We start from the raw sequence: 15,254 nt of genomic DNA on the forward strand, positions 1-15,254 counted from the left end.
GAGGATGGTTTCACAGCGTCGAGTAGGCGTTCCGGCGGGCGATCACGGCGCCGGCGCCGAGCGCGAGGAGTAGTCCCCAGCCGGGCAACCGGTCCGGCTGCAGGGCGAGTTGCAGGAGAGCGGGGACGTGGCCGGTGGCCCAGGTGGGCGCCACGACGGCGACGCCCCACGCGATCGCCAGCCCGGCGGCGGCGCGGGTCACGCCGACCACGCTGCCCAGCGCCAGGGCGGTGGAGGTGAAGGCCAGGGAGGGCAGCAACCACTGCGCGGCCGTCATGGTCCCGGTCAGCCATCCCCCCACCAGGAGCCCCGGCAGGACCACCCCGAGGACCGCGGTGGTGCGCCTGAGCAGCAGGGGCAGGCCGGCCCGGGCGGTCGAGGCCGTCAGTTCGTGCGCCGGGTCCAGGGCGCGCGACCACGCCGCGGCGACAGCGCACATCGGCAGCACGGGCGCGACCAGCAGGGCCGGTGAGGCGTCGCCGAGGAGCGTCGGTGACGCGACCGCGTCCAGCAGCAGCGCCAGCAGGGTGACGAGGACGGTCATGGCCAGCCACGGGGTCATCGCCGGCGTGAGCCAGGCCGACACCCACCTCGGACGCAGTCGCCGCCGGGGGCCGCTGCCGGCCGCGTCCAGCTGGGGTTCCAGCCCGGCCCGGACGGTGTCGATCAGCGCGGCGACGCCGGGCGCCTCGGTGGCCACGGAGGCCGCCAGGCGGCTGCGGCACAGCGCGCAGGTCTCCAGGTGGGCTTCCAGCGCCCAGACGGTGTCCGCGGCCAGCGCCGCGTCACCGCGCGCATAGTCGTCGATCAACCGCATCGACGCGTGTTCCGCACTCGTGCCAGCACTCATGCCAGCGCCTCCCGCATCGCGATCCGGGCCCGGCGGGCGCGGGTCTTGACCGTGCCTTCGGGCAGTCTGAGCAGGACGGCGGTCTCCCGGACGGAGAGCCCGTCGAGCACCGTGGCCTGCAGTACCTGTCGGAGTTCCGGCGCCAGTCGCCGCAGGGCGTCGCCGACGTCGCCGCCGACCGTCCCGGCGAGCGCCTCGTCCTCCGCCGCGGGCACCACCGCCCGCTCGGCGGCGGCGACCGGCGGTTCGGCGTGGTGGGCTCGGCGGCGGAACGCGTCGACGAGGCGGCGCGCCGCGATCGTCCACAGCCACCCGACGGCCGTCCCGCCGACCGCGCTCCCGGCGAACGCGCCGGCCGCGCGCCACACCGCCAGATAGGTCTCCTGCATGACCTCGGCGACGATCTGCTCGTCCGCGCAGCGGCGGCGCAACCGCACCGCCAGCCACGGCGACGTGCGCCGGTACAGCTCGTCGAACGCCCGGCGGTCACCTCTGGCCACCAGCCGGACGAGGCGTTCCTCGTCCAGCTCGTCCAGTGCTCTCCTACGTGATCTCACACCAGCCAGACGCCGGGTTGGGGGCACAGGTTCTGCATCCGCCGTGACCTGTGTCACACCTCCACGCACCGGCGCGGCCGGCCGGGCTCGCCGGGCCACCTGTCCGCAGGGCGGCCGCCGTCGCGGCGAGCCCACCACCGGGACCGCTGATGAAGTCCTTCCGGCCGCTCGAACACCCTGTCAGTACGGCCTCCGGTGCCGAAGCTTCGGCCTGCGGCGGACGCGCGTCAACCCCGCGCCGGTCAGCTTCCCCGCTGCCCGGCCCCGTGCCGCCGGATCAGTCCCCCCATCACCTGTCCGAACGACCCCCACGACGATCAACGAAACCGTCGGAACCGAGGAGGAGTTCGAGAAGTCGCCCGGGAGCCCGCAGTGGCAGGTAGTGATCGGCATCGGCGACCACCTCCAGCCGCGCGCCGGGGATGCCGTCGGCGAGACGCCCGGCGATGACGCCGATCTCCGGGTGGTCGTGATCGCCGACGACGACCATCGTCGGAACCTCGATCCGGTCCAGTCGGTCGACAGCGCCCTCGGCCGGGTCGAGCGCGTGTCCCTGCTCGGCGGCGGCTCCGGCTTCGGCGTTCTCCCGCACCATGGGCTCGATGACCTCGAAACCTGGGGCCCGGTCGCCCAGGCTCGCCCAGAGCGTGAGCTCCAGCTCGGCGATGCGGCGGCCGACCGATCCACGATGTGCCGCGACGTACGCATCCATCTCGGGGCTCTGGGGCCACTCGTGCCCGCTGGCGGACGCCGCGATCAGCGTCAGCGACCGGACCCGCTCGGGGTGTTCCAGGGTGAAGTCGAGCGCGACCTCGCCTCCCATGCTCAAGCCAACGAGACCCGCGGTCTGGAAGCCGAATCGGTCCAGGACCGCCAGCAGGTCGTCTTCATAGCGGAACGGCGCGGTCGGAGACGTCGAGCATCCATGGCCCCTGGCGTCGTAACGAACCACGGTGTGGTGGCGTGCCAGCGCGGAGAAGACACGGCTCCACAGGCGGCTGTCGTGGACCGATCCGTGGAGCAGGACGAGCGGGGGGCCGTTCCCGGCCTTCTCGGCCCAGATGTGGCCTCCGCCGGCGACGGGGATCAACTCGGTCGTCATACCCCCGATTCGATCACACCGCCGCATCCACCGGGCGCAGAGCCCACCCGACGCAGAGAACCTGACAACCCTGCCAGAACGTCGAAAATCGAGGTTGCCAAGACGAGCCGTATTGGGCACTATCCACGTCATGACTACGCGAAAGGGCAGCCGGCCCTCAGGTTGTTGACCGGCTCGTGGCGGGTGCGCAATGGCGGTGCCGCCGGCGAGAGTCCCACTCTGTTCGACCATGCGCGGACCCTCCGTGGTCGCCACGGCCCCGGTCCGTGGCCCGGGTTCGGCGACCCTCTTCCCGACGCACGCCCGGACAGCGCCCGCGTCGTCCTCGTCGGCGGCGGCGAGGACGCTCTGGTACGACATACCCCGGACAGCGACGGCGTTGTTCCTCCCACCGGCGTCGAACTCGCCGACCACCTCGAACACCTGCTGCTGGCACCGGCGCCAAGCATCAGCGGCGACAGGCTCAGAAGCCTCCACGACCTGCTCGCCACCTGCGAGCCGATCGAGGTCGCCGACCAGCTCAGCGCCGAGGTCCGCCGCCGCGGTCTGCCGTCCGACGGGCTGCGCCGACTGGGCCGTCAGTTGGCGGAACACGGTACCCACCGCGCCCCGGTCAAGATCGGCCTGGTGCTCCTGGGCCTGGGCGGGGACATCCGCGACCGCGAACTGCTGCTCCTGCTCGGCAGCCTGGACGAGCTCACCCTCTACGCAGCGGTCGCACTCCACCGCTCCCAGCCCGACGCAGACCTGGCCGTCCACACCCTCGCCCAACGGGTCGCGGGCTGGGGACGCATCCAGGCGGTGCGGACGCTGCGCGACACCACCGACCCGGTGCTCGACCCGACCTGGTTCCATGCACTGCGCACCAGCGACCGCCGGCACGCCGCACACATCCTCGACCTGGCCGAACGACGCCTCGCCACCACCCCCCGACCCGAACGCGACCACGCCCTACTCCTGTTCGCGCATCTCCTGCGACGCCATCCCGAACACGGATGGCCCCTGCTGCGGTCCGCACTCACCAGCAGCACGCCCGAAGTGCGCCGCACCGCGTTGACCACCCTCACCGGATGGCCCGTCGACACCCTCACCCGGGAGGCCGCCGACCACCTGCGCACCACCCGGACACCTCGGCCGGAAAACCCCCAGGAGGCACGCCCGTGACCGCAACTCCCCGCTGTCCTGAGCCCTGCGCCCAACTGCCCGACCGCTACGGCGACCGGCAGGTCGCGGCGTCGACCGTCGACGCGCTCGGACGCGCTCGGACGCGCCGTCACTCTGCCTGTCCCGCCGGCGGCCGAGACCGTCTGGCTACGCTCGGTGGCACGGGCGTGTGCCGCAAGCGACATCGTCCGGACGGCCTCGCGCGAGGCACCGATGGTCGAGACGGCGCAGGAGTACCCATGAGCAACCCGCTTCAGGACCCAGGCTTCTTCAGGAACCCGTACCCCACCTTCGCGGCGCTCCGAAGCGCCTCGCCAGTGCAGAAGCTGCCCGGTGGAGGAGGCCGGTCCAGCTACCTCGTGACCGGCTACGCGGAAGCCAAGGAGGCGTTCACCGACCCGCGGCTGTCGAAGGACACGGCGCGCTTCTTCGCCGGTAAGGAGACCGGGCGCAACCTGCACCCCGCGGTGTCCCAGAGCATGCTCGCCACCGATCCGCCTCGGCACACTCGGCTGCGGAGTCTGGTCACGAAGGCGTTCACTCCGGGAGCCGTGGCGCGTATGCGCCCCTACATCGAGAGCGTGGTCGGCGAGCTGCTCGACGAGTGGGCTCCCGGCGAGCAGACCGACGCCATCCAGAAGCTTGCTGTCCCGCTCCCGGTCACCGTGATCTGCCACATGCTGGGGGTGCCCGTGGCGGACCGGACTTCGATGCACATCTGGTCGAACGAACTGTTCGCAGCCGGCCGACCCGAGCGGATCGACTCCGCGTCACACGCCGTCGCCGACTACATGGCCGACCTCATCGCTGCCAAGCGGCGCACGCCCGACGACAGCTTGCTCACCGGCTTGATCCGCGCCCGGGACGGCGAGGACAGGCTCAGCGAGGACGAACTCGTCTCCCTCGCGGTGCTCATCCTCGTGGCCGGGCACGAGACCACCACCAACCTGATCGGCAACGGCCTGCTGGCGCTGCTCAAGGCACCGGATTCGCTTCACCGCCTGCGCGAGGAGCCCGGCCTGGTCGAGACAGCCATCGACGAGCTGCTGCGGCTCGACTCCCCTGTCAGCACGGCCACGTTCCGGTTCACGACCGAGACCACCAGGCTGGGTGACACGGAGATTCCCGCAGGGTCACCCGTGCTCATCGCGCCGGGCGCCGCGAACCGCGACCCTGCCCGATTCCCCGAGCCGGACCGACTCGCCCTTGACCGCGATACCGGAGGGCACCTCGCCTTCGGACACGGCATCCACCGATGCCTCGGGGCTCCACTGGCCCGGGCCGAAGGCGGAATTGCGCTCCGTGCCCTCGTCACACGTTTTCCCCAGCTCCGCCTCGCTGTGCCCGCCGAGGAGTTGGAGTGGCGGCACACAAGGCTGATGCGGGGCCTGGTTGCCCTACCGATTCTGCTCTGACCAGGCCTGCCGCACCGGCTCCACCGCCCTTGCCGCGCCTGGCTGAAGGTGACTCACATGGTGGAGGGCCGCGGTGAACTCTCTCCGAGATCCGTCCCGCTCGTGGGCCCGCCGGAGGGCTGTGGTGCCGTGGTTCGGTGCGGACGGCACTGCCGGGCGCGGGCGGCCCCGCCGCGTGGGTCTGGGTACGGCGGGGCCTCGGGAGTGCGGGGTGTCAGGGGCCGGCGCGGTCAGGAGGTCGGCGCCGGCTGCTCCGGCTCCAGGGAGTTCCCGGCGGGGATGTGGCCGCAGTCGGAGGGCGCGGTCCGGCCCGCGAACCGGTCGTTGAGCCAGCCCAGGGCGATGGGTGCCCAGACGACGGGGACGCCGACGTGGCTGAGCAGGTCGAACTGCTGGAACTTGATCTGCCCGTTCCCGGTGGCGCAGTACTTCCGGGCGAGGGCCCGGACGTCTCCGGCGACCATCACCCCGTCGCCGGTCCCGATGCCGGAGGGGCTGCCGAAGGTTCCCTCCAGGACGCCGCCGTTGCCCTGGGCGATGTGGCCCGGGATGGTCGGGGTCGGGGCCGAGCCGAGGTTGATCCGGTTCACCGCCGCCAGGAAGGCCGGCACCGAGTTCGGGTCGGCGTACTGCGGCTTCGCCATCTTCTTCCAGGTCAGCCCCGGGTAGTGGCCCAGAGCGTCGACGATCGACCCCTGCTCCAGCTGCTGGTACACGGTCAGGCCGTAGTCGCTCAGGTAGGGCTTGAGGTCGGTGCCGAAGGAGCGGGAGACCCCGATGACCGCCATCGGGATGACACCGCTCCACACCAGGGAGCCGTCGACGTACTTCAGGTTGTGTGCCGGGTCCACGAGCAGGCCGCCCTCGGTGAAGCCGACCAGCCTGCTGTTGACCTCGGGTGCGTAGCTCGGCGCGAGTGCGGCCGCCCAGTTGGTCGCGATGGCACCGCCGGAGTAGCCCATGAGCCCGAAGGCGGTGTCGGAGTTCATGCCGGTGGCCGCGGACCTGGTCGCGGCGCGGATCGAGTCCAGGGTGTTGGTCGCGTACTCCGGGCCGGCCGCGAAGTCGGCGCTCTGCCCCTCGGTGTCCGGGATGACGAGGTTGTAGCCCTGCGCCAGCAGCGGCACCAGGAAGAGGGCCTCGGCGTTCGGGATCACCCCGCCGAGGGTGACGTCTCCGGCGATGGCCCGGGACGGACCGTCCTGCGGGTTCAGGGAGTCGTAGAACGACTGGTACGAGACCGCCTTGCTGCCGTCCCCCGTCAGGCTTCTCACCACCGTGGTGACGTTGGCGGCCGGGCGGCCCTGCGCGTCGGTGGTGCGGTAGAGCAGCTGGATCGCCTTCACCGGGGTGGGCAGCCCCAGGAGGTGGTACTGCAGGGTCCGGGTCTTCAGCACGGTGCCCGGCGCGAGGGAGGCCAGGGGCACACTGCCGTCGTAGGTGTAGAACGGGTCGCTCGCCGAGGCCCCTGCAGCCGCCTGCGGTGTGGCTGCGGCGGCCGGTCCTGCGGTGGCGGCCATGGCCGATGCCGCCATGACGGCGGTGACGGCGACGGCGAGTAGCCGAGACGTGTTCTTGGGCATGACTCCCCCGGTTCGTGGGATGGGATCAACGGGATCTGGTGGAAGTGCAGGTCTCCGCGGGCGGCGCCGCCACGCGCGGAGACGCGAGGAGCGGCGCGGCTGTGGTGGCCGTCCGGTCGGCACCTTGCCGGGGCCTGACGGGTGGTCGCGCCCCATGGCGTCGGCCGGATCGGAAGGTGGTCAGGCGCAGCCGAGCGCGTCCGTCCGGGTGACGGGCGACGGCGGAGTGCCCGTACAGCGGCGCGAGCCGCACCGGTCCGGCGGGACGACGCCGGTCACCGCACGGGGCCACCGACGGCGTGCGGGCAACGGTCGTGCGACGAAGGTGTGCTCCGGAGCGCAGTGGCGGCCGCGGGCCTGGCGGCGGCCTGCGGTTCCGTTCCGGGAGCAGAGACCGGCACCGGGACGGCAACGGCGGCGGCAGGTGGGGGCGCGGCGGCCTTTCGCGCGGGCAAAGCGGTCCTCCGGCGGGTGGGGGTGGGAGGTGGTGGGTGGGGGGGTGGGCGTGCGCGGCTCTGTGGGGGTCCGGTGGACGGTGCGGTCGGGGTGTGCGCACCTCTGGTGGTCCAACCGGCGAACGTGTTACCAACGGGTAAGTAACGTCCCGGAAAACATAATGACCGGGGTACGGCGCCGTGTCCCCGGGCCGGACAACAGAGATTCGCGAGGTGGATTGTGACCGCGTCCAACACGGCGGAGCGCGACTCGGCGCCGCGGCTCGGCGGCATACCCGTCCACGAGCGGCTCAGGACCGCCGCGGCGGCCCTGGCTCCCGCGGTGATGGCCCAGCTCGTCGACCGGGTTCCCGCCTACGGGGCGCTCCCCTCCGAGCAGCTCCGCGGCGAGATCACCCGGGAGGTGGACCGCGGCATCCGGGCCTTCACCGAGGTGCTGCGCACCGGTGAGCTGCCCGGCGAGACCGAACTGGCGAGGATCAGCGAGTCGTCGGCCCGGCGCGCGGACGAGGGCGTACCGCTGGACGCCGTCGTCGGGGCCTACCACTTCGGGGCGCAGGAGTGCGCGGCCCAGGTCCTGTCGGCCGCCGGACCGGGCGACCTGCCGGACGTACTGCTGGTGCAGCAGAGGCTGCTCGACTACCTCCGGCTGGTGAGCTGCGCGGTCGCGGCCGGGTACGTCCAGGAGCGGCAGGCGGCGCTCGGCGACGAACAGGTCGCCCGGCAGTCGCTGCTGTCCACGCTGCTGGAGGGCGGCGACCCGCAGACCGCGGCCGACCGCGCCGGCCTCCCGCTGCCGGCCTGCTACCTGGTCCTGGGCATCGCCATGGGACCGCACCCCGACGAGCTGCTGCCCGGTGTGAACCACGCCGTCGCCGCCCGCCGCAAACTCCGGCGGCTGCGCAACGAACTGCAGCGCCAGACCGCGGGCGTCCCGCTGTCCGTGCTGTCCGGGAACGGCGGCCTGGTGCTGTTCCCCTCCGACACACCGCCCGCCGACTTCGGCGGCACCGACCGGGACCGGCTCTCCCGGCTGGTCGAACACCTCGGCCGGATGTGCGGCGCCGAGCTGCTGGTGACAGCGGCCGCCGCCGCACCGGACGGCGTCGCGGACGCCTCCCGACTGGTGGGCGAGCTACGGGAGGTGGCGCAGGCCTCCGGCCGCGGACCCGGGCTGTACCTCCTCGACGACGTCCTGCTGGAGTACCAGCTGAGCCGCCCGAGCCCGGCCAGGGACCGGCTCGGCGCGCTGCTCGCCCCGCTGGCCCGGCGCCCCGAACTGCTCGACACGCTGCGCACGTTCCTCGCCTGCGGCCTCGACCGGCGCCAGGCGGCCGCCCGGCTCCAGGTCCACCCCAACACCGTCGACTACCGGCTGCGCAGAGCCACGGAACTCACCGGACTGGACGCCGCCCGGGGCGCCGACCAGCTGACCCTGCGCGCCGCGCTGGCCGCCCATGACACCGCCCGGCACGGCGGACAGGACGGCGGCTGACGCCGCCCGCGCGGGCCGAGCGGCCGGTCGATCAGCCTGCGGGTGCACAACGCCTCGGCCACAACACGGCTGCCGCCTCGGGCCGTTGCCGACGGCCGGGCTCGACTCCACTCCCGGTCCCGCCCCACCGAACGTTACTGCTTGACAGCCTGCGCAATACTGTAACGCGCACGGCCCGGGCGTCGTCCGAGCGGGCAGCACAACCTGGGCCTCGCGGGCCCGACGGGTCCCCTCCCAGCAGCTCCGGAGCACGACATGCACCCCTTCCTCGACCAGCCGGGGCCGCTCGCCTTCGCACACCGGGGCGGCGACCTCGGGCACCCCGAGAACTCGCTCGCCGCGTTCGAGGCCGCCGTGGCCCTCGGGTACCGCTACCTGGAGACGGATGTGCACGCCACCCGCGACGGCGTGCTGGTGGCCTTCCACGACTCCCGCCTCGACCGGGTCACCGACCGCACCGGGGCGGTGGCCGAACTGCCCTGGGACATCGTCAGGCAGGCCCGGATCGGCGGAACCGAGCCGGTGCCGCTGCTGGAGGACCTGCTCGACGCGTTCCCCGCGGCCCGCTTCAACATCGACGTCAAGGCGGCCCCGGCCGTCGCGCCGCTGGTCGAGACGGTCCGCCGGACGAACGCCTGGGACCGGGTCTGCGTCGGCGGCTTCTCCGACAGCCGCCTCGCCGCCGTCCGCGCCGCCGCCGGCCCCCGGCTGGCCACCTCACTCGGCCCGCGCGAGGTCGCCCGGCTGCGGCTGCGCTCGCTGGCCGGTCCGCTGCTGCGGGGACGCGGGGCGCCGTTCGCCGGGTTGTGCGCGCAGGTGCCTGAGCGGCACCGCGGCATGCGGGTCGTCGACCGGGCCTTCGTCCGGGCCGCCCACCGACTCGGCCTCCAGGTCCATGTCTGGACCGTGGACGATCCCACCCGGATCAGGGCTCTCCTCGACCTCGGCGTGGATGGCATCATGGCCGATCACATCGGCGTCCTCCGGGACGTCCTCGACGAGCGCGGCTGCTGGACCGACGGCAGCGCCGGCTCCAGCACGGAGACAGGAGCCCCATGAACACCACGGACCACCTGTCGGACCGGCTGCCGGACCACCCGGCAGCCACCACCGACGGCCGTGCCCTGCAGCGGATGCAGTTCGGCTGGTACATCAACGACTGGGCCAACGCCGCCTTCTCGGCCACCGTCCTGACGGTGTTCCTCGGCCCGTACCTGACCTCGGTGGCCAAGAACGCCGCCGACCCGGCCGGCAACGTGCACCCGCTCGGTCTCTCGATCCGCGCCGGATCGTTCTTCCCGTACGCGGTCTCCTTCTCCGTCCTGGTGTCGGTCGCGGTGATGCTGCTGACCGGCACGGTCGCGGACCGCACCGGACGGCACAAGGAGCTCATGTGCGGCTTCGCCTACATCGGCGCGGTCGCCACCATGGGCATGTTCTTCCTCGGCGGCGACCACTACCTCCTCGGCGGCGCGCTGCTGGTGGTCGCCAACATCGCGTACGCGGTGTCGGTCGCCCTCTCCTACGCCTACCTCCCGGGCCTGGCCTCCCCCGACGAACGCGACGCCGTCTCGTCCAAGGGCTGGGCGTACGGGTACGCGGGCGGCGGCCTGCTGCTGGTCGCCAACCTGGCGCTGTTCGAGGGCCACGACGCACTCGGCCTGTCCACCGGCACCGCCGTACGCATCTGCCTGGCCTCGGCCGGCCTGTGGTGGGCGCTGTTCACCATCGTCCCGTTGCTGCGGCTGCCCTCCCGGGCCGGTGTGGCCCCCGAGCGGGCGGCGGCGGTGCCGGACCGGCCCGCCGCCGGCAGCCTGCGCGAACTCGCCCGCACCCTGCGCGGCATGCGCGAGTACCCGCTGACGCTCCTCTACCTGGGCGCCTTCCTCTGCTACAACGACGGCATCCAGACCGTCGTCTCCCAGGCCTCGCTCTACGGCAGCGAGGAACTCGGTATGGGCCAGACCTCGCTGGTCGCGGCCGTGCTCCTGGTCCAGATCGTCGCGATAGGCGGCGCGCTGCTGCTCGGCCGGATCGCCCGCCGGTACGGCGCCAAGCGGACCGTCCTGGGCTCCCTGGTCGGCTGGGTGATCACCGTCGCGCTCGGCTACTTCATGCCCGCCCACCAGCCCGTCTGGTTCTTCGCGCTGGCCTGCATGATCGGCCTGGTGCTCGGCGGCAGCCAGGCGCTGTCCCGTTCGCTGTTCTCCCACCTCATCCCGGCCGGCCGGGAGGCCGAGTACTTCAGCGTGTACAAGGTCAGCGACCGCGGCACCAGTTGGATGGGCCCACTGGTTTTCGGCCTCGCCTACCAGATCACCGGCAGCTACCGCTCGGCGATCATCTCCCTGCTGGTGTTCTTCGTGATCGGCTTCGCCGTGCTGGCCAAGGTCCCCGTGCGCCGCGCCATCGAAGCCGTCGGCAACCCCGTCCCCGAACGGCTCTGACGGCCCGGAGCCCACGGACGTCCCGCGTCGGCTCGTACCCGCCGCCGCGCTGACGACCGGTTCACACCCTCCGACATCCCGCATCGGTCCGCCCGGCAGGTGTGCGGTGTCATCGTGGAGTCAGCGGTGCGGAGCGCCGGGGAGGCCGCCCGGAGGCAAGCCTTCGCCGATGAGACGGCGACGCCTGCGGATCCGGCCGGCCCCGCCCGGTCACTGTGGCCGGGCCGCTGCGACAGCGAGCCGGACCCGTGTCCTCGGCCATCGGTGAAACGGCCGACGGTCGGGCCCGTGGGCCGCCGCGCGCGACGTCGCCGAGACGGGGTCGGCCTGCGCCCGGGAGCCGCAGTAGGTGGCAGTCCGTCAACCGCGCAGTGCGGCGGCCTCGGCTTCGGGGGTCAGCCCCAGGACCGGGCGGTCGGGGCGCTGCGGCGAGACTCCGCCCAGCGCCTTCAGCCACTCCCAGGTGTCGGCGACGGTCTCGGCGACCGGCCGGCAGCGCAGCCCGGCCGCGAACGCCTTCGATGTCTCGGCGCCGAACAGGAACTCGTGCAGCTCGCCCGGCGGTGCCCAGATCGGCAGCTCCGTCCACGGTGCGATTCCGGCGGCGGCGATCCGCTCGGGGTCGGTCCAGCGCAGCTCCGCATCGGATCCGGTCGCGGCCACGCACGCCTCCAGAAGCTCACCCATGGTGGCGTGACCGGGCCGGCTCACCAGGTTGTACGGGCCGGACAGCCCGCGCACGGCGGCGTCCAGGGCCCAGATCGCAAGGTCCCGCGTGTCGACGTACTGGAGTGGCAGGTCGCGCGGGCCGGGGGCGAGCACGGGGCCGCCACGGGCGATCCGGTCCAGCCACCAGGTCAGCCGGCCGACGTCCTCGCCCGGACCGAGGATCAGACCGGCGCGCAGCAGCAGCGAACTGTCCGCGCCGAACGCGCCGGTGACGGCGAGCTCCCCGCCGCGCTTGGCCTGCGGATAGGGGACATCGCCGTCGTCGGGCGAGCCGTCCAGCAGGACGCCGTTCTCGGCGGCACTGTGGTCGACCGGGTCGGCGTACACGGAGCCACTGGAGATGTACGCGTACCGACCGGCGCGCTTGGCGAGCGCGTCCGCCGCGTCGCGCACCGCCGAGGGCCGCGCGGACCAGGTGTCCACGACCAGGTCCCACTCGCCGTCGCCGAGCGCGGCCAGTCCGTCGGGGGCGGTCCGGTCGCCCTGGAGGACGGTGGCTCCGGACGGCGGGTGGCGGTTGCCACGATGGAGGAGGGTCACGTCCCAGTCGCGGGACAGGGCCTCGTTGACAATGGCGCGTCCGACGAAGCCGGATCCACCGAGCATGAGAAGTCGCATGCCAACCACTGTCCTCACCGATGTGCCGGTTGGTCCACCCCCATCCGCCATCAGCGGAATCGCCGTCAGCTGAACCCGAACCGGCAGTGCCCCGCCTGGCGTTCGCCCACCCCGAGTTTCAGGTCGCCCCGCGGCGGGAGATCCCGGATCGCGCCGTCGACCAACGGATCCGGTCCCGACAGCCGTACGTCATCTGCGCCGTCGCGGGCCTCGAACCGCGGCCGGCGGTCGTCCGTGCCGCGCCCGGTGGGCGTCCCGTGGGCGCGGTTCAGCGGCGGCTCTCCAGGAACGGCAGGGTGGTGTTACCGGTGCCCAGCGCGGCGTCGAGGGCGAGGAGCACCCCGGCGGAGCCGGTGCCGAGGTCGTTGGAGCGGCGCAGGGAGTGCTCGCCGAGGAACTCCGTGTGCTGCCCGGAATGGACGGCGTGCCAGTCGAAAGCCGCGAGGTGGCGGCGCAGGGCCTCGGTGTCGTCCGCCGTACCGCGGTGCAGCTGACGTAGCGCCAGCACGATGCCGGCACGACCGGTGAACAGGCCTGCCCGGGGATGGAACTCCGTGCGCAGGGCGGAGCGGCTGCGTTCCAGTGCGCCGGTGAGGCGGGGGTCGGGGCCGGGCAGGTGCGGCAGCAGCCGGTCGGCGACCAGGGCCGGGCCGGCGCTGCCGACGCCCAGGTACGGCGCACGCCGTCGTACCTGGGACGGATCGCCGGGTTCGGTGAGGCCGAGGTCGGCGAAGTCGTGGAGGAGGGCCTCGGCGGCGGCCGGCAGCAGGGAGCGGTCACCGGTGTCCTCGGCGAGGCGCAGCAGGAGGAGCGCCGCACCCGAGCGGCCGTGCAGCAGTCCCGGCCGTGTTGCTCCGGTGGTGCCGCCGGCCAGCTGGTCACCGAGTGCCCGGGCGCGGACGAGCAGTTCCTGCTCGCCGGTGCACCGGGCGAAGTGCAGCAGGGCGAGTCCGATGCCGGCGCGTCCGGCGAACAGGCTGTGGTCGAGGTGGTCCAGCCCGGAGGTGACCACTCGTTCGAGGATTTCGCGGGCCCGGTCGGTGCGGCCGAGCCGGTGCAGGGCGAAGGCGATGCCCGTGAGTCCGTCGTAGAAGCCGAGGCGTGGTCCGGCCGTGGCCGTGGTCATCGCGTGCGCGGCGTCGTCCAGCCAGCGGATGTGGGCGTCGGGGATGTCGACTCCGGTTTCGGCCAGGGCCCACAGCACCCCGGCCGCACCGTGGGCGAAGGCCGCTCCACCGCCCGGGACGGTGAACTGCTCGATGTCCCCGGGGAAGAGGCGGTCGGTGCGGTCGGGGGTCGCGCTGCCCAGGATGCCGCCGGCGATGGCCTCCCGCAGCGTGGGCCAGGTCGTTGCCGAGGGTGGCGACGGCTCCGCGAGTGCCTGCCGGGTCCGGGCGGTCGCCGTCGGTCGGGCTTCCTGCCCGGTGCCGAGGTCACGACGTACCTGCTGCTCGAAGTCGTCGGGGACCGGGAAGCGGGCTGCGATGAGGGAGAGGAGCTGGTCCGGCTTCTGCGGTGAGTGGTCGAGCAGGGCGGTCATCGGTGCGAAGAGGGCCATCCGCAGGCAGCCCAGGGCGTAGCGGTCCAGCGCCGCGCCGCGGTAGTGGCTCGGGGCGCGGAACCCGGGGACACCGATGACCTGGGGTGCCGCGGCCGCGATCGGGGTGGCGGTCTCCAGGTCGATGAACGCGACGGTGCCGTCGGGCCGGACGAGGATGTTTCCGGGGTGCAGGTCGCCGAAGACGACGCCGCGGTCGTGCATGGCGTCGATCGTCCGCTCGGTCTGTTCGAGGATGTCGAGCGCCCAGGCGGTGTACCGGCGGGCGCTTCGGTCGTCGAGCGTGCCGTCCACCCATGGATTGGCCGTGCCGCCGCCGTGGCTCAGCGCGGTGCCGTCGACGAGTTCACGCGTGAGGTAGTAGTGCTCGTGGCCCTTGCGGTAGTCGATGAGCTCCGGGACGGCGGGGATCCCGGCCAGCGTCCGCAGTGCCCAGCGTTCCTGTTCCAGGCGGGTGACCGCGTCCGTTCCCTGGGCGTCCAGGCCGGCCAGCGGGCGGGCTTCCTTGACGAGGACGGTGCGGCCGGTCGCCAGTTCCGTCGCCTCGTAGACTCCGCCGCCGTTGGAGAAGTGCAGGGCCTTGCGGACCACGAAGGGAAGAGCGCGGGTGGTGCCGGCACTGCGGGCGGCCACGGCCTCGTCGAGGCACTCCGGCAGGGTCACCCAGGCGGGTGGGTGGAAGCCGGGGCCGCGCCGGTCGGGTACCAGGCGACCGTCCGGGTCCTCGATGCAGGGGATCTGCCGGCCGCGGGCGTCGGTGACGGTCCGTAGGACGAAGCCGCCGTAGCGTACGTACAGGGGGCCGTCGCGCCAGCGCAGGTCGCTGAGGATGTAGGGCCCCGGCTCGCCGTCGAGCAGGTCGCCGAGTTCGGTGAGAGTGGTCGTGAACTGCTGCTCGTCGAGCGGGTAGACGGTGATGAACTTGCCGCTGCTGCTGCGGTCGCCGTACTTGCTGTTGCGGTTGGTGAGGATGTGGGGGTTGCGGATGTACTTGTAGGGAATCCGCCGGGCCTCGCAGTAGGCGCGGACGACGGCCAGGACCGGCTCGGCCCGGTCCGGGACGGTCGAGACGTGGATCTTCCACCCCTGCGCCGGAAGCCGGCAGTCGTGGGGGGCGTGGAAGGACCAGTGGGGGTTGAGTTCACGGGTCCAGCCGTCGGGAAGCGGCTCGCGGGCAGCGGGGTAGTCGGCCGCCGCGTGATCCTCGGACGGAAGGTCGAAGTACGGGCTGTCCGGCTGGCAGTGCTGGATGTAGTGGAGGAACACCGTGTGCTTCCAGGG

The 15,254-nt window shown here is 72.9% G+C and carries 11 protein-coding genes; 5 read left to right on the forward strand and 6 right to left on the reverse strand.

What is annotated here, in order from left to right; all coding sequences use genetic code 11:
• Positions 1 to 10 precede the first annotated feature (10 nt).
• The 3 genes from OG871_RS05185 to OG871_RS05195 form a co-directional block, all read right to left on the reverse strand.
• The gene (locus OG871_RS05185; RefSeq protein ID WP_371494486.1) at positions 11 to 850 is read right to left on the reverse strand and encodes a zf-HC2 domain-containing protein; all 840 of its coding nucleotides are present in this window, start codon (positions 848 to 850) and stop codon (positions 11 to 13) included.
• A complete protein-coding gene (locus tag OG871_RS05190; RefSeq protein ID WP_371494488.1) occupies positions 847 to 1,407 on the reverse strand; it encodes an RNA polymerase sigma factor in 561 nt (186 codons plus the stop codon). The genes OG871_RS05185 and OG871_RS05190 overlap by 4 nt, the downstream gene beginning before the upstream one ends.
• Positions 1,408 to 1,696: 289 nt before the next feature.
• Positions 1,697 to 2,509 (reverse strand): alpha/beta fold hydrolase, encoded by an 813-nt coding sequence (locus OG871_RS05195; RefSeq protein ID WP_371494489.1) that lies wholly within the window; start codon positions 2,507 to 2,509, stop codon positions 1,697 to 1,699.
• Positions 2,510 to 2,692: 183 nt separating this feature from the next.
• Between OG871_RS05195 and OG871_RS05200 the strand changes: the two genes are divergently transcribed.
• Both OG871_RS05200 and OG871_RS05205 read left to right on the forward strand, forming a co-directional pair.
• Positions 2,693 to 3,673 (forward strand): hypothetical protein, encoded by a 981-nt coding sequence (locus OG871_RS05200; RefSeq protein WP_371494491.1) that lies wholly within the window; start codon positions 2,693 to 2,695, stop codon positions 3,671 to 3,673.
• A gap of 239 nt (positions 3,674 to 3,912) precedes the next feature.
• A complete protein-coding gene (locus tag OG871_RS05205; RefSeq protein WP_371494493.1) occupies positions 3,913 to 5,088 on the forward strand; it encodes a cytochrome P450 in 1,176 nt (391 codons plus the stop codon).
• 230 nt (positions 5,089 to 5,318) lie between these two features.
• On the opposite strand, the gene OG871_RS05210 is transcribed toward OG871_RS05205, so the two are convergent.
• Positions 5,319 to 6,671, reverse strand: a complete 1,353-nt coding sequence (locus tag OG871_RS05210) for a lipase family protein (RefSeq protein WP_371494495.1) — start codon at positions 6,669 to 6,671, stop codon at positions 5,319 to 5,321.
• A 675-nt stretch (positions 6,672 to 7,346) separates the two neighbouring features.
• On the opposite strand from OG871_RS05210, the gene OG871_RS05215 reads away from it, so the two are divergent.
• The 3 genes from OG871_RS05215 (at position 7,347) to OG871_RS05225 (ending at position 11,068) form a co-directional block, all read left to right on the forward strand.
• Positions 7,347 to 8,621, forward strand: a complete 1,275-nt coding sequence (locus tag OG871_RS05215) for a PucR family transcriptional regulator (protein WP_371494497.1) — start codon at positions 7,347 to 7,349, stop codon at positions 8,619 to 8,621.
• 255 nt (positions 8,622 to 8,876) lie between these two features.
• The gene (locus OG871_RS05220) at positions 8,877 to 9,680 is read left to right on the forward strand and encodes a glycerophosphodiester phosphodiesterase (protein ID WP_371494499.1); all 804 of its coding nucleotides are present in this window, start codon (positions 8,877 to 8,879) and stop codon (positions 9,678 to 9,680) included.
• Positions 9,681 to 9,754: 74 nt separating this feature from the next.
• Positions 9,755 to 11,068, forward strand: coding sequence for an MFS transporter (locus OG871_RS05225; RefSeq protein ID WP_371503216.1), 1,314 nt, complete (start codon positions 9,755 to 9,757; stop codon positions 11,066 to 11,068).
• A gap of 360 nt (positions 11,069 to 11,428) precedes the next feature.
• Here OG871_RS05225 and OG871_RS05230 read toward each other — a convergent pair whose 3' ends face one another.
• The gene (locus OG871_RS05230; protein WP_371494501.1) at positions 11,429 to 12,415 is read right to left on the reverse strand and encodes an NAD-dependent epimerase/dehydratase family protein; all 987 of its coding nucleotides are present in this window, start codon (positions 12,413 to 12,415) and stop codon (positions 11,429 to 11,431) included.
• 268 nt (positions 12,416 to 12,683) lie between these two features.
• A complete protein-coding gene (gene lanKC / locus OG871_RS05235) occupies positions 12,684 to 15,239 on the reverse strand; it encodes a class III lanthionine synthetase LanKC (protein ID WP_371494503.1) in 2,556 nt (851 codons plus the stop codon).
• Positions 15,240 to 15,254: the final 15 nt, after the last annotated feature.

Source organism: Kitasatospora sp. NBC_00374, from assembly GCF_041434935.1.
Taxonomy (GTDB): domain Bacteria; phylum Actinomycetota; class Actinomycetes; order Streptomycetales; family Streptomycetaceae; genus Kitasatospora.

Excerpts from the sequence above, each read along its gene's own strand:
- OG871_RS05220 (WP_371494499.1), top strand. The coding sequence starts at position 8,877 with ATGCACCCCTTCCTCGACCAGCCGGGGCCGCTCGCCTTCGCACACCGG.
- OG871_RS05185 (WP_371494486.1), bottom strand. The coding sequence starts at position 850 with ATGAGTGCTGGCACGAGTGCGGAACACGCGTCGATGCGGTTGATCGAC.
- OG871_RS05225 (WP_371503216.1), top strand. The coding sequence starts at position 9,755 with ATGCAGTTCGGCTGGTACATCAACGACTGGGCCAACGCCGCCTTCTCG.
- OG871_RS05205 (WP_371494493.1), top strand. The coding sequence starts at position 3,913 with ATGAGCAACCCGCTTCAGGACCCAGGCTTCTTCAGGAACCCGTACCCC.
- OG871_RS05210 (WP_371494495.1), bottom strand. The coding sequence starts at position 6,671 with ATGCCCAAGAACACGTCTCGGCTACTCGCCGTCGCCGTCACCGCCGTC.
- OG871_RS05230 (WP_371494501.1), bottom strand. The coding sequence starts at position 12,415 with ATGCGACTTCTCATGCTCGGTGGATCCGGCTTCGTCGGACGCGCCATT.
- OG871_RS05195 (WP_371494489.1), bottom strand. The coding sequence starts at position 2,509 with ATGACGACCGAGTTGATCCCCGTCGCCGGCGGAGGCCACATCTGGGCC.